A 20,270-nucleotide genomic window follows, 5' to 3' on the forward strand; every position below is an offset into this window, starting at 1 on the left:
TACAACCACCTCGTCGAGCGCCCGCGCGCCGTGGGGCGCGAGCGGCGACCTCGGCCTCACCGGCCTGGGGCGACGGCCCGGACAACCTGGTGGCCGTCATGGCCGGCACCATCGGCCTCTCGTGTCGGACCCACGCGCAGGACAGCCCGTATCCGGGAAGGTCGACTCGCGGCCCACCTCCGGTCTCAGCCGAGACCGGTCGTGATGCCTGGAACGTGTGGCGCATCAGCGGGGCGAGTTCAGCGGCGCGTATTCTCGCCCAGGACGTTTCACGCCTGGGCCCGTTGCGCTGGGTCATGGAGACCTCGATGCTCAAGACCCTGGCCGGCAAGCACAAGTCGACCGTCATGAAGATGGCCCGTAGATACGGGCTACCCAACCGCACGGCGGGTTCGGCGTGAGGTCCGGGGAAACGGACTGGGAGCAATCCCGGCACCGCTGGTTGCCGAGGGCGGCCCGGACGTCGAGAGTCAGGCCGCCTACCTCTATGCGGTCACCTCGCGGAGGTCATCGGCTCACTGGCTGAATCGCCGCGGTGAGCCCCTCGTAGGTCACGAGCACGGCCGCTCGGCCCTGCTGGCGCTGCACGGCGCTCGCGCTCTCATGCGAGGTCGCGGGGTCGTGCCTGCTGTTGATGAGCAGAGTGGGCACCTGCGTTCGCACGGCGCCCGGCCGTTGTGGAGTACGGGCTTCGGGCCCTCGGGAGTGGACGTCCAGTTGATCTCGGTGAACCCGATGCAGTACCACTCCTGGGTGCCCCCGGCCCTGGCCCGCGAGGTGGTCGAGGCCCCCATGAGGGGGTCGCGGAGCACCGCGCCCAGTGCCCGGAGCGGTTCACCGGGCTCGGTGTGCTCCCACTCCAGCACCCTGACCTCGCGGTGTGGGCGCTGGAGGACGCCGTCCTGAAACACGGTTTCGCGGGTGTCGAACTCCCCAGGTCACGTCTGCCAGCTCCTCCTGGCTCAACCAGGTCGAGCGCTGGTTCGCACTGCTGACGGACAAACAGATACGGCGAGGCGTCCACAGGAACGTCCATTCCCTGGAGAAGGACATCCGGACCCATCAGCGCGGGAACTCAATCATCGTCCGGAACGACTCCTATTTCGTAGGCAGTTACCGACGTAGGAGGCACACCGATGGATCGTAGAGGGTTTCTTGGCCGGGCGGCAGTGGTGGGTGCGACGGCTATCGGGGCAGAGACACTCACGGCAACGGCTTCGGGCACCGGGGCAACGGCTGCTGCGACAGGACCGCTGCGCGTTGACATCGTGATGTTCGACGGAGTCGAGGAGCTGGACTGCATCGCTCCTTACGAGGTCTTCTCCATTGCTGCCGCGCACAGCCAGGGCGGGGTCAAGGTCCGGTATGTGACTACAGGGCGGCCCAGGTCTGTACGCGCCTCTTTCGGCACCCGGATCGAGGTGAAACACCGCTGGGCTCCGGCGGAAGCGGATCTGATCGTGGTGCCCGGCGGCGGCGCGTACACCCTCGGTGAGGGCCCTGGTATCTGGGACGAAATCCACAGTGGCGTCCTCCCACGAGCGCTCGCCGCTGCCCCACGTAACGGGCTGACGATCAGCTCACTCTGCACCGGGACCATGCTGCTGTCCGCCGCCGGCCTGACCAAGGGACGGCCTTGTACCACCCACCATGTCGCGAAGGCGGACCTCGAAGAGCAGGGCGGTGTCGTCAAGAACGCCCGCGTGGTTGACGACGGGGACCTGGTCACCGCCGGGGGCGTCACATCGGGGCTCGAGTTGAGCCTGTGGCTGGTCAAGCGCGAGCTCGGTGCGGAAGTCGCGACAAGCGTGGAAAGCATGCTGGAATACGAAGCGCGCGGAATCGTCTGGCAGGCGGCCTGATCCTGGCTCCACACTTCTGTACGAGCGGCATCGCTTTGTCGACGCCGCAACCGTTCCGGTAGCTCGCGGCGTTGGAGCACTTGCTGCGCCGCCTGTAGACCGACTCCATCGGCCCAAGTCCACCGCCCTGACCCGCTGACCGACATCGAGGAGACCCTGTCGGCGCTGAGCGGTCTGGTCCAGGCAGGCAATGAGGTGCTCATCGGTGGCCGAGGAGATGGGGATGTCATTGACGCACATGGCGAGGGCGTTCGCTGTCACGCACCCGGTGTACGGTCAGGACGGCTTGTCGTGCAGGCAATAGTCGAAGCTGCTCAGTGTCGTCCGGATGGTGTTGAGTGCCTCGCGCGCAAGTTCGTCGAACCTGCGTTCGGGAGTGGCGTCGATCCAGTGAGTGTACGCCACCCTCAAGGCGAAATGGCAGATTTCGGCGGCGAGGCCGGCAGCCGGCTCCGGCACCTCTCGCCGCCGCAGCGCGGCAGTCATGGCGCCGACCAGCGCTTCGCTTTTCAGCAGGTCACGTTCACGAAGTTCCCGGTTTTCCCTGATGACGGCATGTCTCCGACTGATCCATTCGCGCCGCTCCAGTGGGAATAGCGGCGCGATCGCCTGTAGCGCGGCATCGAGCAGGTCGAGCGTGGTGGATTCGGCGGGAGCGCCGGCGATCGCGTCTGCGACCCGGTCGTCGAACGTTTCCTGCTTCTCGAAGAGGACTTCGCGCTTGTCGCTGAAGTGCCGGAAGAAGGTGCTCTTCGCCATCCCGGCCTGCTGGGCGATCTCTTCCGCGGTTGTGTTGTCGTACCCACGTTCGCCGAACAGGTCGAGGGCGGCGTCACGTAGCCGCTCACGGGCGTTCGGGCGGTCTCATCGCAGTTCCAAGGGAGGAACGGATGGGCTTCACCGGCAAGGCAGCGCTGATCACCGGTCGCGATCGGGACCGCGGTGCCGAGGTCGTCGCCGACATCGGCGGCACGGTCCGCTTCCCGCAGGTCGACCTCGCCGACCAGCGGAACATGGAGCGGCTCGCCGAGGAAGTCGGGACCGTCGACAGCTTGGTGAACAACGCGGCGGGCGTCGCGATGGGCGCGACCGCCGACCAGGAACTCGATGGGGCCCCGGCGATCGGCATTCCCGGAATGGCCGCATACGGTGCGACCGAAGACGACCCGAAGCGGGCCTCAAACTGAGGTGGTTCAGGAGATCAGGTGACACCTGAATCCGTGCCCTGTCCGGTCCGCTGAATCGGCCGGATAGCCCATTCCGATGACAAGTCGGGCACTGAAGTACTTTCCGTAAGCGAGGTCAGCACTCAATCGTGTAGGGAAAGGAATCCCATGCGAGCGTTCAGGTGCTTAGCGACAGCCGCAGTTGGTCTGGCATTGGCCGTGGCGGGTGCTCCTCCGGCGAGCGCCGCCACGTGGAAACTGGAGCCGATCGAGCAGCGGATCTGTGTGGATCCCGACCACGGCAATCCAGGTGCATACTTCGTCGGGTCGGTGTCCGGCCATTGGTCCAGGACGATCACGACTGGTTTGCGGAGCCTGCCCCCAGGCTCGGTCGCCCTGGGATCAACCACCCTTCCTCCGGGCTCCCACGAGAACCCTCCGGGCAGCAAGGTCATCAATGTCTTCTCAGGTGTGCGGATCGGACCTGCCCCGAAGGGTGAGTACGTCTCGGAACTCTGGGCGACCGACGGCGAGGAGACCCAGGCCATGCCGGTGCGGATTGGCTTCCAAGACGGGTGCTGAGCCCGTCGGGGGCAACACGGCCCGGCTCGGCGTACAGCCGTGTGGGGGCCTGCTGGTCGATCGCGTCGTCCTGGCCCGATTCCTTCGCGGAGTCTCCCGCGTTGAGTCGGAAGCGGGCAGAGGCGCGCCGAGCGTAGGAGCCGACCAGGACGCCTGCGCACACCAGCACGGCCTTCCGCCGGCCGACCATGGCCGCGGTCATCGATTCGTTCGCCTGACGGGAGGTGCCCCCGGCAAGCGTCCATCTCGTGGAACACGGAGCAGGATCAGGGAGTCGCGTCCTTTCAGCCACCCCGGCGAGACCATGACCGTCGAGTAGTGGAAGAGGACTGGACTCCTGGATGCGAGGCTGCCCGCGACCGACATCGCGATCGCCGCGGGCCGGCCGTTGCTCCGTGCTCGAGACCGCTCTCGCCCGTCGGCGTGTTCATCGGGGCGAACGACGCCTTGCGGGCGCCGAGATGGCGGCACCAGACCCGTGACCAGCGACGTCACGATGCACGCCACTCATACGGGCTCGCGGGGGCCGGTGCCGAGGTCGCCGACGATGGCCGCAGTGTTCTTTGAGTCATCTGACTCACGCTGGGTCAGCCGCCGGTTCAAGGGCCTTCCTCAAAAGGCTCACCAGGTGAAGCAGGTCGTCCGTGTCCAGTCGGGCGAAGGGGCTCAGGGCCAGGGTCGCCTCAAGCACCACAGACCGCACTCGTCGGCCGTCGTCCGTAAGCGCCACGAGGCGGGAACGGCGGTCGGCGGGGTCGGCGGAGCGTTCGACGAGACCGCGACTGGTGAGCTGGTTCATGACGAAACTGAGGTTGGGCGCGTTGCAGTGCAGTCGGTCGGCGAGTTCCTTCATAGAGGGCGGCGGCTCGGCCGGATCGATCACCCAGAGCGCCTGAGCGGTGGCGTGCGTCAGACCCTGTTCGGCCAGGATGGCTGTGATCCGGTCGTTCGTCCGCAGGAAGATCTCGTGGTTCGCCGCCACTGCCGCCTCGAGGATGCTCCGTGTCATGACGTCATCCTACTCTTTTACTTCGAGACTCGAAGGTGTTAGTTTTATTCGAGGCTCGAACTATCGGCTCGATGCGCTCGGCACCCAAAAGCGCGGCGAGGTCGAGGCGGCCTGCGCCTGCCCGGGCCGATGACAAGGGAGAAGAAATGACCGCGCTCGATGAGCCGCTGCACCTGAGCCATGGCGCTCCACTGCTCAACAGGATTGCGAAGGCGGCAATGGAAGAGTTGCTCGCCGCGCCGGGGCAGCTGCCCGGTGATGAACTCTTCACGCTCTATCGGCGTTGGGCCGCCGGAGGAGCGGGACTCCTGATCACCGGGCATGTGATGATTGACGGCAGAGCGGTCGCCCAACCCGGTGATGTAGTCCTGGAACAGGACACTCCGCTGGAGACGTTCCAGCGCTGGGCGGCGGCCGGCAAGTCGGCGGGTGGACGAATCTGGATGCAGATCAACCACCCCGGGCGCGTCGTCCCCAGAGACTTGGCCGACACCACCTGGGCCCCGTCCGCGGTGTCCATCGGCGCCGGTCGCTTCTCCAACATGTACCCGACGCCCCAGCCGATGAGCGACCAGGAGATCGCCGAGACGGTGGAACGCTTCGCCGTGACCGCGCGGCGAGCCCAGCAGGCCGGCTTCGACGGAGTCGAGATCCACGCCGCTCACGGCTACCTTCTCTCCCAGTTCCTCTCCCCCCTCGTGAACCAGCGCGATGACCACTGGGGCGGCAGCCTGCGCAACCGTGCCCGCCTGCTACTCGACGTCGTGAGCGCAGTACGGGAACGGGTCGGCACGGACTTCGCCGTGGGAGTGAAACTGAACTCGGCGGACTTTCAGCGCGGTGGATTCGACACCGGTGACGCGCGAGATGTGATCAAGATGCTCGCCGACGAGGGAGCTGACCTGGTAGAGCTGTCCGGCGGCAGTATCGAAAGCCTGGCCACCTCGGGCCCAGGATTCACGGCGGACGGTCGCACCCTTGCCCGCGAGGCGTACTTCCTCGAACTCGCCAAGGAGCTTGTCGTCACCTCACCGCTGCCACTGCTGCTGACCGGAGGAATCCGCCGACGCGCCGTCGCCCAAGAGGTGATCGACTCCGGATTCGCCGTGGCCGGTGTAGCCAGCGCGCTGGCCGTCGATCCCACACTGCCCGAGCAGTGGCTCGCCGGGAGTGATGATGCACAGGGCCACCCGGCCCGCAGCCGTCTGCGCAACAAGATGCTGGCAGCCGCAGCCGTCCAAGCCGTCACGACGCGGCGACTTGCCCGCCTCGCCGCGGGCAAGTCATCGAAGACACCCTACTCTCCAGCCGTCGCCCTACTCCTTGAAAGACTCCTCCGCGCCCGGCGCCGACGCGGCTATCGGAAATGGCTTACGGCCGCCTGAAGCCGGACCGGTTCGTACCGGCCCGTCCGACACATGCCGTCGTACGAGTGGCGTGCATCGTGATGTCGCCGGAGGCCAGGCCGGCGGTAGACCGGTCTTGCCCCTGGGGTTTGAAGTCGGCTCCGCTCGCGGAGCTCGTCAGGTCGTGCCCGGAGGAGACGTGCGGGCCGTCGGCCACCAGGACGGTCAGGCGGATGTCGTCTCGTCCGGCGTCGCCTGCTGGAAGGCGTGGTCGATCTCGTGGAGCATCCGGCAGTCCTGCGCGTTGCGCTTCTCCGGACGCGTGAGCGTGATGCGGGTGACCCGATCGACGTGGACGTCATAGCGAGTGTGCTCGAAGGTGGTCTCAGGCACGGGTTTTCACCCTTTCGATCGCGGCGCCGCGCAGTCGGCTGCGGCGCACCTTGCCGGAGTCGTCGCGCAGTGGCTGGTCGGTGAACTCGACCGACCGGGGGATCTTGTAGCGGACCAGTCGGTCGACGAGGAAGTCGAGGAGTTCCCGCGCGGTGGTGCCGGGCTCGGCCTGCACGATGGCATGGGCCCGCTGCCCCAGGTCGTCGTCGGGCAGGCCGACCACGACGGAGGAGAGCACCTTGGGGTGCTGGTCGATCGCGTTCTCGACCTCGGCGGGGTAGATGTTGGCACCGCCGCTGACGATCATGTCGACGCGGCGGTCGCTGATGTAGAGGTAGCCTTCCTCGTCCTTCCAGCCCAGGTCACGGACGATCTCGGCGAGGCCGGTCGGCGGGTGCGGGCCGGTGGCGGCGTGGGGTGCGTCGGGGTGAGGCAGGTTGGTGGCCAGGTACCAGGTGGCCTTCTCCGGCAGGCCGGCCGGGTCGGTGGTGGCCACGACCAGTCGGCAGGGTGAGTCGGGTCCGTAGCCGCCCAGGCGGGCATCGGCGGCCCACCAGGTCTCGGTGTGCCCGTCAAGGAAGTGACGCTCCACGGGCGTCCAGTCGCCTGGACGCCTGGCATCGCGCCAGGTCAGGGCGTGGGCTGCTTGGATGGGAGTGTGCGGCTGGTCGGCCGGAGCCCAGGTGCCGCGGTGCGGCTTGAGCGCGACCACGTAGGCCAGGCCGGCTTCGCGCAGTGCGAGGTACCAGGTGTCGCTGACTTAAGTAGGCGCAGTCGGCGACCACCGCCCGGCAGCCGAAGCCCGCCTCCTTCCCGCGGGCCGCGAGGGCGGCGGCCAGCTGCGGTTTGGTGCGGAAAGCCGGGGCGGAGCGGCAGCGGGCGAAGTGGTGGGCGGGGGTGTAGGGAGTGGTGTGCAGCGGGTAGTACACGCGGCCGTCGGTCCACACAGTGGTCACCGTGACGACACCGTTGTCCGTCTTGCCCAGCCGGCCCAGCCACTGCCTGCCCACGTGTGCGGTGGCGGTGCCGTCCTTGCGGTCCTCGGACTCGTCGATCACGATGCCCCCCGCCGTTGTGCGGAGCTGTCGCCGGCTGCTCGCGCAGCAGTTCAAGCCGCCGGTCGTTGATCTGCTCGGCCTCCCAGGGCGATTCGGACAGGAAGAGCTACAGCCGCTGCACCTCCGGCATCCCCGCACCGGCCACCGGTTCCGCCCCTGCCAGGCAGGTGATCGTCTTGTTCCGTTCCCGTGGCGCCAGCAGTCCGGTCAGGTACTCGCGAAAGCCCCGCCGCTGGGCGAGACTGAAGAAGAGGTCGTCGAACCGGGCCGCGTAGTCCTCCAACGGCCCCGGCGCAGGCGGACACGGACGGCGAGCGGTCATCTTCAGCCCTCAGCAAGGCAGTTGACTCCTGCCACCGGCCTACGACCAACCCGACCGGCCGTCAACCCACACCACCGCCGGATTTAACGAACTACCGGTAACGTCGAAGGCAGATGCCGTCGGTTCAGAGATAACTGATGCCGGTCAGTTCTTCGGCCGCTGCCCAGAGCTGTTTGCCAACAGCGGGGTCGGCCGCCTCCCGACTGAGCCGGGCGTCGGTGACCGGGCCCCTCGTCTCCCAAAGCACGGACGGTCCGAAGAACTGGCCGCCCCGCAGGCCGGGTTCGGTCGCGGCGCGCAACTGCGGCAGCGCGCCCTGCTCCACGGACTGGGTGGCCAGGAGGCTGACCCGCGCGATCAGCTGCCCGAACCGGCCACGGTGCTCCCAGGCGCGTGGGGTCAGGTTGGTGTGGGTGAGGCCGGGGTGGGCCAGCGTGCTGACGATCGGCGATCCGGCGGCGCGCAGGCGGCGGTCCAGTTCAACGCCGAAGATCGTCGTGGCGAGCTTGGACCGGCCGTAGGCGGCAGCGGCCCGGTAGTCACGCTCGAACATCAGGTCGTCGAAGTCGAGGTGCGCGTTCTTGTGGGTGATCGAGCTGAGGCTGACCACCCGGGGTTCCCGAGCCGCGGCCAGCTTGTCGAGCAGCAGGCCGGTCAGCGCGAAGTGGCCCAGCATGTTGGTGCCGAGCTGCAACTCGAAGCCGTCGACGGAGGTGCGGCGCGGGCCGAGCAACACCACACCGGCATTGTTGACCAGCAGGTCGATCGCCGGGTGGTCGGCGGCCAGCCCCGCGGCGAATGCCCGTACCGAACCGAGGGAGGCCAGGTCCAGCTCCCGTACCTCGACGTCGCCGCCGATCCGGCGGGCGGCCTCCTCACCGGCGTCGGTGTTGCGGACGGCGAGCACGACGTGGGCGCCGTGGCGGGCCAGTTCGGTGGCGGTGACCAGGCCGAGGCCCGAGTTCGCGCCGGTTACGACGGCGATCCGGCCGTGCTGGTCGGGAATGCGGTCGGCGGTCCATCCGGTCATCATCCGCTGCTCCTGAGGGTGTCGGTGCGGTCCACCGACGACGCTAGGAGCGGTGCGCGCCGGATCGGTCGTTCTCGGTTGCCTAGGTCTGCGGGACCTACCTTGCCTGCCCGGCGACGCGGCACACTTGGGGCATGAGCCACCCCTACGCTCGTGAGCTGGGAGATTTCCTGCGCGCCCGGCGCGGCAGACTGCGTCCGCACGACGTCGGTCTGGAACCCGGCGGCCGGCGCAAGGTCACCGGGCTACGGCGCGAGGAGCTGGCACTTCTGGCCGGGCTGAGCACCGACTACTACCAGCGGATGGAGCAGGGCCGGGAGGTACGCCCGTCCGACGACGTCCTGGACGCGCTCGCCCACGCGCTCGGACTCGACGACGAGGAGCGCCGGCACCTGTTCACCCTGGCCCACGCCGCCCGCCGGCCCATGCCCGCCCGGGCGGACCACGGTCCGGAAAAGGTGCCGGACAGCACCCGGCGACTGCTGCGGGTGATGGACACCCCGGCGCTCGTACTCGGCCGGCACCTCGATCTGCTCGCCTGGAACCCGATGGCGGAGGCGCTGCTCGGCAGCCCGGACGCCCACCCGTCCGACCGGCTCAACATGCTCCTGCTGATGTTCGACGACACGCTGACCGGCGAGCGGAGCTGCCCGGACTGGGAGCGGCAGGCCCTGGACTACATCGGCATGATGCGCGCCGCCGTCGCCGCTGACCCCACCCATCCGCGCGCCACCGCGATCGTGGGTGAGCTGAGCATCCGCAGCGCCGAGTTCCGGCGGCTGTGGGCCCGGCACGACGTACGCGCGTCGGTCAGCGGCTCCAAGACCTTCCGGGTCCCCGAGGTCGGCGACATCGTCCTGGACTGGGACACCTATCCGCTGCCCGGCAGACCCGGCCCGGTCATGCTGGCCTTCACCGTCGAACCGGGCAGCCCCGACGCGGACCGGCTCCAGCTTCTGGCGTCTTTGCACGCGACCCGCTCGGCACGCGCCGACAAGCGCTCCTTCTAGAAGACGAGCGTTCGCCGTTATGCAGCGCCGTGCCCGCCCGGCCGGGCGACGAACCCGATGAGCCTGGCGGCATCTGCCTTCGACGTTAAACTCTGACCCACGGTGCAAAGCGTCCAGACCCGGCACGCGTCTAAACTGCCGTTTCCCAGAGCAGAGAGGACGACCTGTCAGATGACAGCGCCGGACGATACGACATCCCACTCTCCTGGTGGTGATCCTCAGCCTTCCGACCCACCGCCAGAAGGTAGCCATGAGGGAAGGCCCCTGCGTCGGCGCATCACTGACAGATGGAAGGGTCTCGGACCCGCTGGCAAAGTGGGTGTGATCGTCATCGGCGGCGTGGCCGTTGTAGTGGTGAGAGGTATCTTCATCGCCTTTTCCAACACCCACGCGACTGCGGCCGCCGTGGTCGACGAGGAGGACACGGACCCACCCACCCGCTCGTGGACCAACCGTGCGGGTGGCTACTACGTATGCAGTCACACGGGGTGCAGCAAGAAGGTAGACCCGACCATCTTCGGTCACGACTGCTGTGGCCGGTGCAGGCGCTCGCGCTGGCAGGACTGCCCGGGAGCCGAGCGACGCGCTTACGACGGCCCCGGCGGCTTCGCGCACAACTACTTCGAGAGCCTCCTGCGCCCCGGCGTCTGCACCGTCTGCGGCGAACCGCCGGAAGAGCACCCGTGGGTGTTCGACTTCCTCGCCGGAGAGCGCGAGTCCGGAGCCGAACCAGGGGCCAGGCCGAAACCCCGAAGGAGTGACAGACGGCTGGGTGCCGTTCCGCAAGGGCCCGCGCCCTGAATAGGGTCCGCTCATGCCACAGCATCAGGAGCTCATACACGGGACGCTCGTCGTCACCCAGGAGATCGCCTACATCACCCCCCGCTCAGCGCCGTGAGATAGGTATGACCACGCGTGACGTGGTCGAGAACGCGCTGTACCTCATCGACCCTTCGCGAATGGTTCCTCCAGGCTGTGACATCCAAAGCTGTACCTACCGGCGGCCGGAGACGGCCGGTTTCAACACACCCGAAGTAAGGAGTGCTTTCAGAAAGCTGGGAGTCTGCGGGCGGGGACCATGCAGTGAGCGAGTTGGAGAAACGCGTCGTGCATGTCGTCCCGCGACTCCCAGCGCATACGTAAGCGTCGCGGGCCATGAAGATGGGTGATAGCGGCTTCGGCGACCCACCGGACGCGACCCAACCCCGTACGCCGACCGCGGGTACGACCACGACATCTACCGCCGACGGCTCCGCGAAACACCCCGGGCTTGCGGCGTGGCCGGCCCCGTTTACCCCGCACCGGTGTCAGTCCATCGACCAGCGGAAGGAGTTGGGTGACGTCATCGCGGTGGGCGCCGGTCAGTGATACCCGCAGCGGGATGCCGTTCCCGTTGGTCAGCACATGGTGTTTCGAGCCCGGCCGCGCGCGGTCAACCGGACTCGGACCGACTTTTGGGCGGCTTCGCCCCCGCTTGGCCTGCACATGCGACGCATCGACCGTGGCACGGGAGAAGTCCAGCCGGTCCGCTGCCCGCAACCGGTCCAGCAGCACCTGCTGAAGATCAGCCCACACGCCGGCCGCCTGCCACTCGGCCAGCCGCCGCCAGCACGTCGGTCCCGAACCGAACCCCAGCTCCTGCGGCAGGAACTCCCACTGGATCCCGGTGTAGAGCACGAACAAGATGCCCTGCAACGTCTTGCGGTCGTCGATTCGCTTGCGCCCCGGATACCGGTAGCGGCGTTCGTGCCTGGGCAGGAGCGGCTCGATCACCGCCCACAGCTCGTCACTGATCTCCCACGGCTTCGGCCGGGTCATCCTCACCCCCGAGAAACGAGGTCACCTGTACCTCCACCGTGCCACACGAAGATCATTCTGCAACTCGTAAGAGCACGTCTCACGTGGTGAGTTGATGCGCTGCGGCATGATTGCTCTGTGTGGGTGCCGATCTGTCGCAGCGGCCCCGTTCCTGACGGCCTGTGGGTTCTGGTCGCGCCGTTGTTGCCGTCGTTCACACCGCGCCGCCAGGGCGGCGGTACTGCTCCGGTGGACGAGCGGGCAGTGTTCACGGCCGTGGTGTACGTACTGACCAGCGGGTGTGCGTGGCGGCACCTGCCGCGGACGTTCGGGGTCTCGCCGGCGACCGCGCACCGCCGATTCACGGCGTGGACGAAAGCGGGCGTATGGCGGCGGCTCCACCGGGCCGTGCTGGACGAACTCGGTGCGCGCGGTGAACTGGACTGGACGTCAGTGATCGTCGACGCTGCTTCGGTGCGGGCGAAAAAGGGGGTTCGCTGACCGGGCCGAACCCGGTCGACCGCGGCAAACCCGGCGCCAAGCTACATGTGTTGTCCTTCCGTGGTGGTCCCGGCCGCCGGTTGCCGGGCCGCTCCCACAGCCGGATTTCGGACCGAGTCGCACCACCGGGTTCCCGAGGCGGTCCCGACCACGGGTCCCAGACCGAACCCGGCCACTGGATCCCGGGCTGGTTCCGGCCACCGGTCCCCGGGGTGGCCTCACCAGCAGGCCCCGAGCCGACCCCCACCACCGGATCCCGGGGTGGCCGCGACCGAAGCCGCCGCCACCCCGCGCCGTGACCGGCCGGGCCGGTCATCAGGTCTGGGCCGGTCACCCGGCCGTGCGCCTCCGGATTGGGCGCATGGCCGCGGCGTAGAACTCCGCCGGGTCCTGGGCGAGGCCGGCCTTCGTGGTCCGGCTCCACTCGTCCGCGAGGACCTCGACGGCGCCGTCGGCCAGGCCGTCGAGCGCGGCCCCGATGACCTCGCTCGGCTTGAGCTTGGGCCCGTCGTAGTCGCTCGTCATGTCGGTGGCGGCGGAGCCGAGGTGCACGCCCAGCACCTGCGTGCCCTGCCCGGCGAGTTCGACGCGCGTGCCGGCGGTCAGGCTCCACTCCGCCGCCTTCGCGGCCGAGTACGACGTGGCCCCGTCCCAGGAGAACCAGGACAGTACCGACAGGACGTTGATGATGGCCCCGCCACCGTTGCCGCCGAGGATGTCGGCGAAGGCGCGGGTGACTGTCAGCGTGCCGAAGAAGTTGACCTCCATCTCCCGGCGGACCTGCGCCAGGTCGCCGCGGATGAGGTTCTGGCCGGTCGCGATCCCGGCGTTGTTGACGAGCAGGGTCACGTCCCCCGCCTGCTGGGCGGCCCGCTCGATGCTCTCCGGGTCGAGCACGTCCAGTGCCACGGGCACGACGCCCGGCGTCGTGATGGTGCTGGTGTCGCGCGCGGCGGCGTACACCTTCTTGGCCCCCCGCTCCCTCAGCTGCTCGACGAATTCCCGGCCGAGGCCGCGATTGGCCCCAGTGACCAAAGCGACCGATCCCGCGATCTCCACGATGGTGTCCTTTCCTGTTGTGGTTCCGATCGCAGGGTAGAATCTGACACGGATGTCAGGTTCAACGAGAAGTGGCGGAGGTCACAGTGAGCGAAGAAGACCAGCGGATGCGCATCGGCGAGCTGTCCGCCCGCACGGGCGTCAGCATCCGCTCGCTCCGGTACTACGAGCAGCGCGGCCTGCTGACCTCCACCCGGACGACGGGAGGGCAGCGGCTCTACCTGGAAGACGCGGTGGACCGCGTGCGCCTGCTGCGCCGGCTGTTCGACGGCGGCCTGTCGAGCGAGACGATCATCGCGCTGCTGCCGTGCGCCGACACCCCCTCGGACGACATCACCGTGCAGGCGTTGGAAGTGATGCGACGTGAGCGCGAGCGGATCGACGCGCAGATCTCCGCCCTGCTCACCACGCGCGACCACCTCGACGCACTGATGGCCGGGGCGGCGGGCCACCTCGCCCGGCAGCGTGACGACGCACTCGCCGCCACGGCCTGAGGGAGGTACTCGAACCGGCCGCCGGGTCCTGAGCACCTCCCCGGGCTTCAGAGGTCGTTTTCTCCCAGTGTTTCACCCCGGAATTGATTGTTTAGCACGCCCACTGACGGAGTGGGCGTGCCTGACCACGACCTTTGAACTTGCGACGGGGACCCGGGACGGAGAGTCACCCTTTCCGAAACGGCAAGCATCCGGAAACTCAGATCTTCACCCATCACAGGGCGCTCCACGGCGATCGACTCGATCCCACGTACCTGAGGGGCGCGGGATCAATGGGGTGATCGTGGCGGGCGTCGAGCCATGCACACCGAGCAGTCGACGGGGGCCGCATCCGGCCCTCCGGGCAAGCTGTGGCGATGACGCACAGGGAGCCCCCCGCAGCAGTCGCGCAGGAAAAGGCGCTACTGAGTCTTCGACGGAGCCGGTACGGACGCCCAGGTCACATACCCAGCCTCGTCGCTGCGGTACTGGCCGATGTCGTCGACCAGGCGGTGCACGAGATACAGGCCCGGCTCTACCTCCGGATCCGGCAGAGGCCGGTCCATCTCCCCGACGGTGAGCAGGACATGGACCCCGTCGCATGAGATCCGGCCCGCCAGGTCAACACTCGCGCGGTGACGCGCGGTGACGTCGACCAACTCCGTGAGCACTCCGAGCACTGACTCGGCGACGGCTGCGGCTTCCGACATCTCGCCGAGTAGCGCCGGCAGCACCATTGCGGCGAACCGGCGCGAGCGGCGCATGGCTTCGGTGGGCTGGCGCGTAGGTGCGACGCACTTGTGGGAGCAGCGACACGCCGATGGCGTGGTGCGCTGGATCGACGTCCATCCCAACTACCCGACACGCACCGAGCCTGCCCAGATCCTCGCCGCGCTCCGGGGGACGGTCCGCTGACGGCTGCGCCGGCTCGCCGGTGACGTGTTCGTAGGCATATCTTCGTCGACCGGAGCGGATCGTGCGCTCGACGGCCTGTCCGGGTCGGCCGGTGACGCACCGGCCGACCCGGACGGCGTCCGGTCAGGCCAGGTCGAACCGGTCGAGGTTCATGACCTTGACCCAGGCGGCCGCGAAGTCATGGACGAACTTCTCCTCGGCGTCGTCGCTCGCGTAGACCTCGGCGAGCGCCCGCAGCTCGGAGTTCGAGCCGAAGACCAGGTCGGCGCGGCTGCCGACCCACTTGACCTCGCCCGTGGCGGCGTCGCGGCCCTCGAACGTGGTCTGGTCCTCGGACGTGGACTTCCAGGTCGTGCCCAGGTCGAGCAGGTTGACGAAGAAGTCGTTGGTGAGCTTGCCCGGGGTCTCGGTGAGGACGCCGTGCTTGGACCCGTTGTGGTTCGCGCCCAGCACGCGCAACCCGCCGACCAGGACGGTCATCTCGGGCGCGCTCAGGGTGAGTAGGTTGGCCCGGTCGAGGAGCAGGTACTCGGCCGGCAGCCGGTTGCCCTTGCCGTAGTAGTTGCGGAACCCGTCGGCGGTCGGCTCGAGCGCCTCGAACGACTCCGCGTCGGTGTGCTCCTCCCTCGCGTCCACCCGACCCGCGGTGAAGGGCACCTCGACCTGGAAGCCGGCCTCCTTGGCGGCTTTCTCCACCGCGGCGGAGCCGCCGAGGACGATCAGGTCGGCCAGGGAGACCTTCTTGGCGCCGGAGTTGAACTCGCCCTGGATGTTCTCCAGGATGCGCAGGACCTGGGCGAGCTCGTCCGGGTCGTTGACCTCCCAGCCGCGCTGCGGCTGAAGGCGGATACGGGCGCCGTTCGCTCCGCCGCGCTTGTCGCTGCCGCGGAAGGTGGACGCCGAAGCCCACGCGGTGGACACCAGTTGCGCGACGGACAAGCCGGACTCGAGGAGCTTGGTCTTGAGGACCGCGACGTCCTCGGCGTCGATGGCCTCGCCCTGGGCCTCGGGCAGCGGGTCCTGCCAAAGCAGGGTCTCCGCCGGGACCTCCGGGCCGAGGTACAGGGACTTCGGGCCCAGGTCACGGTGGGTGAGCTTGTACCAGGCGCGGGCGAAGGCGTCCGCGAACTCGGCCGGGTTCTCGTGGAAGCGCTTCGAGATCGGGCCGTAGATCGGGTCGAAGCGCAGCGCGAGGTCCGTCGTGAGCATCGTGGGCAGACGCTTCTTCGACGGGTCGTGCGCATCGGGGATGATCTCCTGCGCGTCCTTGGCCACCCACTGGTTGGCGCCGGCCGGGGACTGGGTCAGCTCCCACTCGTAGCCGAAGAGGATGTCGAAGAAGTCGTTGCTCCACTGGGTGGGGGTGGTGGTCCAGGTGACCTCCAGACCACTGGTGATCGCGTCACCGCCCTTGCCGGTGCCGTAGGTCGACTTCCAGCCCAGGCCCTGCTGCTCCATCGAGGCGGCCTCGGGGTCGTCGCCGACGGCGTCGGCGGGGCCGGCGCCGTGGGTCTTGCCGAAGGTGTGACCACCGGCGATGAGGGCGACGGTCTCCTCGTCGTTCATCGCCATGCGGCGGAACGTCTCGCGGATGTCGCGGGCCGCGGCGATCGGGTCCGGGTTGCCGTTGGGGCCCTCCGGGTTGACGTAGATCAGACCCATCTGGACCGCGCCGAGCGGGTTCTCCAGCTCGCGGTCGCCGGTGTAGCGCTCATCGCCGAGCCAGGTGGTCTCGGGACCCCAGTACACGTCCTCGTCGGCCTCCCAGACGTCGGCGCGGCCGCCGCCGAAGCCGAACGTCTCGAAGCCCATCGTCTCCAGGGCGACGTTTCCGGTGAGGATGAGGAGGTCGGCCCAGGAGATGGACTGGCCGTACTTCTTCTTGACCGGCCACAGCAGCCGGCGGGCCTTGTCGAGGTTGCCGTTGTCCGGCCAGCTGTTCAGAGGGGCGAAGCGCTGCTGACCACGGCCGCCACCGCCGCGGCCGTCGCTGATGCGGTAGGTGCCGGCGCTGTGCCAGGCCATACGGATCATCAGCGGGCCGTAGTTGCCGAAGTCCGCGGGCCACCAGTCCTGCGAGGTGGTCAGCACCTCGGCGATGTCCCGTTTCACGGCCGCCAGGTCGAGGCCGGCGAACGCCCGCGCGTAGTCGAACTCCGCACCGAGCGGGTTGGCGACCACGGGGTCCTTGGCGAGGATCTTCAGGTTGAGCCGTTCCGGCCACCACTGACGGTTGCCGCCACCCTGGGTGGGGTGCGCGGCGCGACCGTGGGCGACCGGGCAGCCGCCCGACTCCTCGGTCTTCGCGTCGGTCACGATGGCATCGTGGTTCTCGGACATGGCAATCCTTCTGGAGAGTGGACCGAAGAGATGGGTCAGGTACGTGCTCACGCATGACGAGAGACGGGCAGAACAGAGCCCGGCAGGTGACCTCGCCCCGCGCTTCGTTGCTCGGTGGCCGTCGAACACCGTCCGGTGACGCAGGCTCCCCCCCAACGCGCCCCGGGCGCGTGGGGGCCCCGAGGGCACCAGCGGAGCGATCTCCGCTCGGAGGTGGTGAGAAGTCAGGTCCGAGCGGGGGCTCCTGTGCCCGGCGCATCGACGTCACGCACCGCCGTGTCCGGCTCTGCCCGTGGCGTCTCGCGCTCATCAGGGTTCAGCGCGAGAAAAACGAAGCCTGCGAGTGTACCGCCGACACCTTGAGCTATGAGATATACCCACAGCGACGACCAGGAGAACAATCCGGCCACGGAACCGCCCACGGCAACAGCCGGGTTGAAGACCCCTCCTGATACGCCCCCCACTGCCACCGCACCTGCGAGGACGGTAAAACCAATGGCCAGGCCGTAGAAGGAATTCTGCGGGTGGTCGCTGCTGGTGGCGACATTGAGAACCACGTAGGCCAGCATGAAGGTCAAAAGTGCTTCCGCTACGAGCGCTGCTCCGATCTGACGCCCCGACAAGGAGACGGCTGTCACCTCATCCGGGTCGACGACCCAGCGACCGATCAGTCCTCCCACCAGCCCGCCCGCCACCTGTGCCACCACGTAAGCCATGGCCTCGCCCCCCTTGATGCGGCCTCTCACGAAGACGCCGAGCGTGACAGCCGGGTTGAAGTGAGCACCCGAGACATGGCCTCCGGCGTACACCATCACCATGAGGGACGCGCCAATCGCCAAGGGCGCGAGGGACGCTTTGGACAGTACTGTCGCGGTGATGGTGAAAACCAGGAATAACGCGCCGATGAATTCAGCTAACGGTTTACGCAAAGCTATCCCTTTCGAGTGTTGAGTGGTCATGGGTTCCGGTTCCGCAGCTCACAGACGACACAAAAGGAGTTGTGGCGGCCCGCAACGTTGAACCGGCGGTTCCGACCAACACCCTAGGGGGGATTGGCAGATGTCTCATCAGTCGAGCTCTTACGAAACACTGACATCGTTTCCCGCTGGGGCGAAGCGATGATCGGTCGGTGCGGGCCCGGTCTACCGGTTCGCGGCTTCGCGAGAGGCGATCCGGTTCGTGCGACCGACCGCGCGGCCCACCGCGTTGCGCACCGCGAGGCCCGGCCGGGTGCGGGGCACCATGAGCCTGGAGAGCAGACCGACGCGTCGCTGCCGCGGGCCTACCTCACGGCGGAGCCGCGACTCGTAGGCGGCGAAGGCGCGGGCGTGATCACCGGGATGGGCGGCGAGCTCTTCCGCGAGGGCGTACGCGCCCGCCATCGCCATGCTGGACCCGTCGCCCAGCAGGGCTGTCGCCGCCGCGGCGTCCCCGAGCAGTACGACCCGTCCGCGGGACCACGAGGGCATCCGAACGGTGGTCAGGGGGTCGAAGAACGGAGCCGGGTGGTCGAGGAACGCCGCCACGAGTTCCGGTGCCCGCCACCGCACGTCGGCGTAGGCGTCGGCCACGGTCTGCTTGTGAAGGGCGATGTTCTTGCGGTCGTGGGGCGCTGGCTGTGCGGCCCGGAAGGTGAAGATCGCGAGCGGAGTGGTCCGCGAGGGGTGGAGGACCAGCATCCGGTTCGGCGCGGTCAGCATCGTCATCTCGGTCGGGTCCTCGATGGCGTCGGGTTCCAGCGGGACGGTCGCGCCGTACAGGCCCAGGTCGCCGGCGAACTGCCGCTCGGGGCCGAATACCAGGCGCCGTACGGTGGAGTGCATCCCGTCGGCACCGACTATCAAGTCGAAGCGCCGTGGCGCGGACCGCCGGAAGGTGACGTCCACCCCGTCTTCATCCTGGTCGAGAGCGGTGACCGTGTCGTCGAACAAGAACTCGGCCTCGGTCTGCGCCGACCGGTGGAGCACCTCGGACAGGTCGGCTCGGGTCACCTCGACCGTCGGAGCCTTGTCCGAGGTGAGCGGGAGTTGCAGGATCCGCCTGCCGCCGGGGTCGAGCAGGGTCAGCGACCGATTGCGGGTGGCGAGCCCGCGGAGCTGCGGAAGGATGCCCATGCGGTCGGCGACCGGGATCGCGGGCCCCTTCACGACGATCGCGCTACCACCGGAGCGCAGCTGCCGGGCGTGTTCGACCACCGTCGGCCGGTATCCATTCCGGGAGAGCCAGTACGCGAGTGCGGGGCCTGCGATTCCGGCACCGACTATCAGCACCTCGGGCTTCTTCATGACGATGACCTCGCGGAGTGTCGATGACCAGGTCCCCGGCGAGTGCCGGGCCGGGTCTCAGGGGGCGGCAGCGCGGGGCAGCGCAACCGGGCCAAGGTACGATCAATTTCGTACCTCAGTGGAGCACGTCCTTGAGGTACGATGCAAGTCGTACCTGAAGGGAGTGTCGCGTGGCCGGGATGAACCTGGTCGGCCCGGAGGCCGATGCGCTCGATCTGGGTGCGGTGTTTCGCGCCCTCGCCGACGAGCACCGTCGTTCGGTGATGACGGAGTTGGCCGCCGACCGCAGCGACAGCGAGCGGGGCTGCAACTCGTTCAATCTTCCGATCTCGAAGCAGACCCAGACCCACCACTTCCGGGTCCTGCGCGAGGCAGGTCTCATTGACGAGATCGACTACGGCAACCGCAAGGGCATCCGACTACGACGCGCGGACATCGAGAAGAGATTCCCCGGGCTGCTCGCGCTCCTGGGCGCAGAGTCCCCGGGCGGTACTGCTCCTCGCTGAACACAGCTGAGCACACCGGAAGGAGTCCGAGTCGGCCCTGAGCCGCGAGCTCGACCGGATCCGGCTCGCGCCCACCTCCGCTCTGCGCTTCCTCGCCCGTGAGTTGACCGCACGTCGTCTTGCGCAAGGGACACGATGGCGCCGGCCGGCCGCCGGACGGCAGGCGCTGCTCGTGCTGGCTCATCTACGATGCGGCCGTACCTACGCCCAGCTCGCCGCCGGATTCGGCGTGGGCACCACCACCGCCTACCGGTACATCGCCGAGGCCGTCGACATCCTGGCCGCTCTGGCTCCAACCTCGCCGAGGCGGTGAGGACAGCCTCCGGCAAGGCGTTCGTGATCCCGGACGGCACGTTGCTGCCGATCGATCTTATCGCCGCTGACCGACCCTTCTACTCCGGGAAACATAAGAAGCACGGCATGAACGTGCAGGTGTTCGCCGACCCGGCGGGACGGTTGCTGTGGGCCTCGCCCGCGCTGCCGGGATCTGTCCACGACCCCGGCCCCCGCCAGGGCACCGATGATGCCGTGGGTTCGCGCGGCTTTCAAAGCCCAGGCTTCCGCGATCGTGGCCACCGACCCCTTCCACATCGATACGGTTTTCCTTCGGCGTTGG

At 68.3% G+C, this 20,270-nt stretch carries 20 protein-coding genes and 5 pseudogenes; 12 read left to right on the forward strand and 13 right to left on the reverse strand.

The genetic code is table 11. The features are described from left to right. Positions 1-251 precede the first annotated feature (251 nt). Positions 252-368, forward strand: a pseudogene (locus tag ACT2CW_RS35115) (group II intron reverse transcriptase/maturase); the annotation flags it as partial. Positions 369-507: 139 nt separating this feature from the next. Here the strand turns inward: ACT2CW_RS35115 and ACT2CW_RS35120 are convergent. Then, complete coding sequence (locus tag ACT2CW_RS35120) at positions 508-747, reverse strand: alpha/beta hydrolase (RefSeq protein WP_445519455.1); 240 nt, start codon at positions 745-747, stop codon at positions 508-510. Between the two features lie 193 nt (positions 748-940). On the opposite strand from ACT2CW_RS35120, the pseudogene ACT2CW_RS35125 reads away from it, so the two are divergent. Both ACT2CW_RS35125 and ACT2CW_RS35130 read left to right on the forward strand, forming a co-directional pair. Continuing rightward, a pseudogene (locus ACT2CW_RS35125) lies at positions 941-1,057 on the forward strand (IS630 family transposase); the annotation flags it as partial. Positions 1,058-1,136: 79 nt separating this feature from the next. Next, entirely contained in the window at positions 1,137-1,862 is a 726-nt protein-coding gene (locus ACT2CW_RS35130; RefSeq protein WP_445519456.1) for a DJ-1/PfpI family protein, read from the forward strand. Positions 1,863-2,138: 276 nt separating this feature from the next. Here ACT2CW_RS35130 and ACT2CW_RS35135 read toward each other — a convergent pair. Continuing rightward, a pseudogene (locus ACT2CW_RS35135) lies at positions 2,139-2,687 on the reverse strand (TetR/AcrR family transcriptional regulator); the annotation flags it as partial. 65 nt (positions 2,688-2,752) lie between these two features. Here ACT2CW_RS35135 and ACT2CW_RS35140 point away from each other — a divergent pair. Both ACT2CW_RS35140 and ACT2CW_RS35145 read left to right on the forward strand, forming a co-directional pair. Next, positions 2,753-3,049: a hypothetical protein gene (locus ACT2CW_RS35140; RefSeq protein ID WP_445519457.1), complete on the forward strand. Its 297-nt coding sequence runs from the start codon at positions 2,753-2,755 to the stop codon at positions 3,047-3,049. Between the two features lie 147 nt (positions 3,050-3,196). Beyond that, complete coding sequence (locus ACT2CW_RS35145; RefSeq protein WP_445519458.1) at positions 3,197-3,610, forward strand: DUF5980 family protein; 414 nt, start codon at positions 3,197-3,199, stop codon at positions 3,608-3,610. Between the two features lie 577 nt (positions 3,611-4,187). On the opposite strand, the gene ACT2CW_RS35150 is transcribed toward ACT2CW_RS35145, so the two are convergent. Then, a complete protein-coding gene (locus ACT2CW_RS35150; RefSeq protein ID WP_445519459.1) occupies positions 4,188-4,619 on the reverse strand; it encodes a MarR family winged helix-turn-helix transcriptional regulator in 432 nt (143 codons plus the stop codon). 146 nt (positions 4,620-4,765) lie between these two features. Here ACT2CW_RS35150 and ACT2CW_RS35155 point away from each other — a divergent pair, with 146 nt between their 5' ends. Next, positions 4,766-6,004 (forward strand): NADH:flavin oxidoreductase/NADH oxidase family protein, encoded by a 1,239-nt coding sequence (locus ACT2CW_RS35155; protein ID WP_445519460.1) that lies wholly within the window; start codon positions 4,766-4,768, stop codon positions 6,002-6,004. Positions 6,005-6,190: 186 nt separating this feature from the next. On the opposite strand, the gene ACT2CW_RS35160 is transcribed toward ACT2CW_RS35155, so the two are convergent. The 4 genes and pseudogenes from ACT2CW_RS35160 to ACT2CW_RS35175 all read right to left on the reverse strand — a co-directional run bounded on the left by ACT2CW_RS35160 (position 6,191) and on the right by ACT2CW_RS35175 (position 8,768). Beyond that, the gene (locus ACT2CW_RS35160; RefSeq protein ID WP_445519461.1) at positions 6,191-6,358 is read right to left on the reverse strand and encodes a hypothetical protein; all 168 of its coding nucleotides are present in this window, start codon (positions 6,356-6,358) and stop codon (positions 6,191-6,193) included. Further along, positions 6,351-6,665, reverse strand: coding sequence for an AMP-binding enzyme (locus ACT2CW_RS35165; RefSeq protein WP_445519556.1), 315 nt, complete (start codon positions 6,663-6,665; stop codon positions 6,351-6,353). The genes ACT2CW_RS35160 and ACT2CW_RS35165 overlap by 8 nt, the downstream gene beginning before the upstream one ends. A 12-nt stretch (positions 6,666-6,677) precedes the next feature. Then, positions 6,678-7,738: pseudogene (locus ACT2CW_RS35170) on the reverse strand (IS701 family transposase); the annotation flags it as partial. 124 nt (positions 7,739-7,862) lie between these two features. After that, positions 7,863-8,768: an oxidoreductase gene (locus ACT2CW_RS35175; protein ID WP_445519557.1), complete on the reverse strand. Its 906-nt coding sequence runs from the start codon at positions 8,766-8,768 to the stop codon at positions 7,863-7,865. A gap of 134 nt (positions 8,769-8,902) precedes the next feature. On the opposite strand from ACT2CW_RS35175, the gene ACT2CW_RS35180 reads away from it, so the two are divergent. Both ACT2CW_RS35180 and ACT2CW_RS35185 read left to right on the forward strand, forming a co-directional pair. Further along, positions 8,903-9,778: a helix-turn-helix transcriptional regulator gene (locus ACT2CW_RS35180; protein WP_037958547.1), complete on the forward strand. Its 876-nt coding sequence runs from the start codon at positions 8,903-8,905 to the stop codon at positions 9,776-9,778. A 321-nt stretch (positions 9,779-10,099) separates the two neighbouring features. Next, complete coding sequence (locus tag ACT2CW_RS35185; protein ID WP_445519462.1) at positions 10,100-10,579, forward strand: hypothetical protein; 480 nt, start codon at positions 10,100-10,102, stop codon at positions 10,577-10,579. 246 nt (positions 10,580-10,825) lie between these two features. Here ACT2CW_RS35185 and ACT2CW_RS35190 read toward each other — a convergent pair whose 3' ends face one another. Then, positions 10,826-11,596 carry an IS5 family transposase gene (locus ACT2CW_RS35190; protein WP_445519463.1) on the reverse strand — a complete coding sequence of 257 codons (771 nt, stop codon included), beginning with the start codon at positions 11,594-11,596 and terminating at the stop codon, positions 10,826-10,828. 123 nt (positions 11,597-11,719) lie between these two features. On the opposite strand from ACT2CW_RS35190, the gene ACT2CW_RS35195 reads away from it, so the two are divergent. Then, positions 11,720-12,076, forward strand: a complete 357-nt coding sequence (locus tag ACT2CW_RS35195) for a transposase (RefSeq protein WP_445519464.1) — start codon at positions 11,720-11,722, stop codon at positions 12,074-12,076. A 330-nt stretch (positions 12,077-12,406) separates the two neighbouring features. Here the strand turns inward: ACT2CW_RS35195 and ACT2CW_RS35200 are convergent, their stop codons facing one another. After that, positions 12,407-13,135, reverse strand: coding sequence for an SDR family oxidoreductase (locus tag ACT2CW_RS35200; RefSeq protein WP_086885208.1), 729 nt, complete (start codon positions 13,133-13,135; stop codon positions 12,407-12,409). Positions 13,136-13,221: 86 nt separating this feature from the next. Between ACT2CW_RS35200 and ACT2CW_RS35205 the strand changes: the two genes are divergently transcribed. Then, positions 13,222-13,629: a MerR family transcriptional regulator gene (locus ACT2CW_RS35205; RefSeq protein ID WP_445519465.1), complete on the forward strand. Its 408-nt coding sequence runs from the start codon at positions 13,222-13,224 to the stop codon at positions 13,627-13,629. Positions 13,630-14,030: 401 nt separating this feature from the next. Here the strand turns inward: ACT2CW_RS35205 and ACT2CW_RS35210 are convergent, their stop codons facing one another. The 4 genes from ACT2CW_RS35210 to ACT2CW_RS35225 all read right to left on the reverse strand — a co-directional run bounded on the left by ACT2CW_RS35210 (position 14,031) and on the right by ACT2CW_RS35225 (position 19,148). Beyond that, positions 14,031-14,318, reverse strand: coding sequence for a hypothetical protein (locus tag ACT2CW_RS35210; protein WP_445519466.1), 288 nt, complete (start codon positions 14,316-14,318; stop codon positions 14,031-14,033). Between the two features lie 328 nt (positions 14,319-14,646). Beyond that, on the reverse strand, positions 14,647-16,863 hold the full coding sequence (katG, locus tag ACT2CW_RS35215) for a catalase/peroxidase HPI (protein WP_445519467.1): 2,217 nt from the start codon (positions 16,861-16,863) through the stop codon (positions 14,647-14,649). A 224-nt stretch (positions 16,864-17,087) separates the two neighbouring features. Next, on the reverse strand, positions 17,088-17,822 hold the full coding sequence (locus ACT2CW_RS35220; RefSeq protein WP_445519468.1) for an MIP/aquaporin family protein: 735 nt from the start codon (positions 17,820-17,822) through the stop codon (positions 17,088-17,090). A gap of 183 nt (positions 17,823-18,005) precedes the next feature. After that, on the reverse strand, positions 18,006-19,148 hold the full coding sequence (locus tag ACT2CW_RS35225; protein WP_445519469.1) for an FAD-dependent monooxygenase: 1,143 nt from the start codon (positions 19,146-19,148) through the stop codon (positions 18,006-18,008). 170 nt (positions 19,149-19,318) lie between these two features. On the opposite strand from ACT2CW_RS35225, the gene ACT2CW_RS35230 reads away from it, so the two are divergent. Together ACT2CW_RS35230 and ACT2CW_RS35235 are read left to right on the forward strand one after the other, a co-directional pair. Beyond that, the gene (locus ACT2CW_RS35230; RefSeq protein WP_102936822.1) at positions 19,319-19,654 is read left to right on the forward strand and encodes an ArsR/SmtB family transcription factor; all 336 of its coding nucleotides are present in this window, start codon (positions 19,319-19,321) and stop codon (positions 19,652-19,654) included. An 82-nt stretch (positions 19,655-19,736) separates the two neighbouring features. Further along, positions 19,737-20,152 (forward strand): annotated as a pseudogene (locus ACT2CW_RS35235) (transposase family protein); the annotation flags it as partial. Positions 20,153-20,270 lie beyond the last annotated feature (118 nt).

The sequence above is a fragment of the Streptomyces sp. NEAU-174 genome, assembly GCF_052665095.1.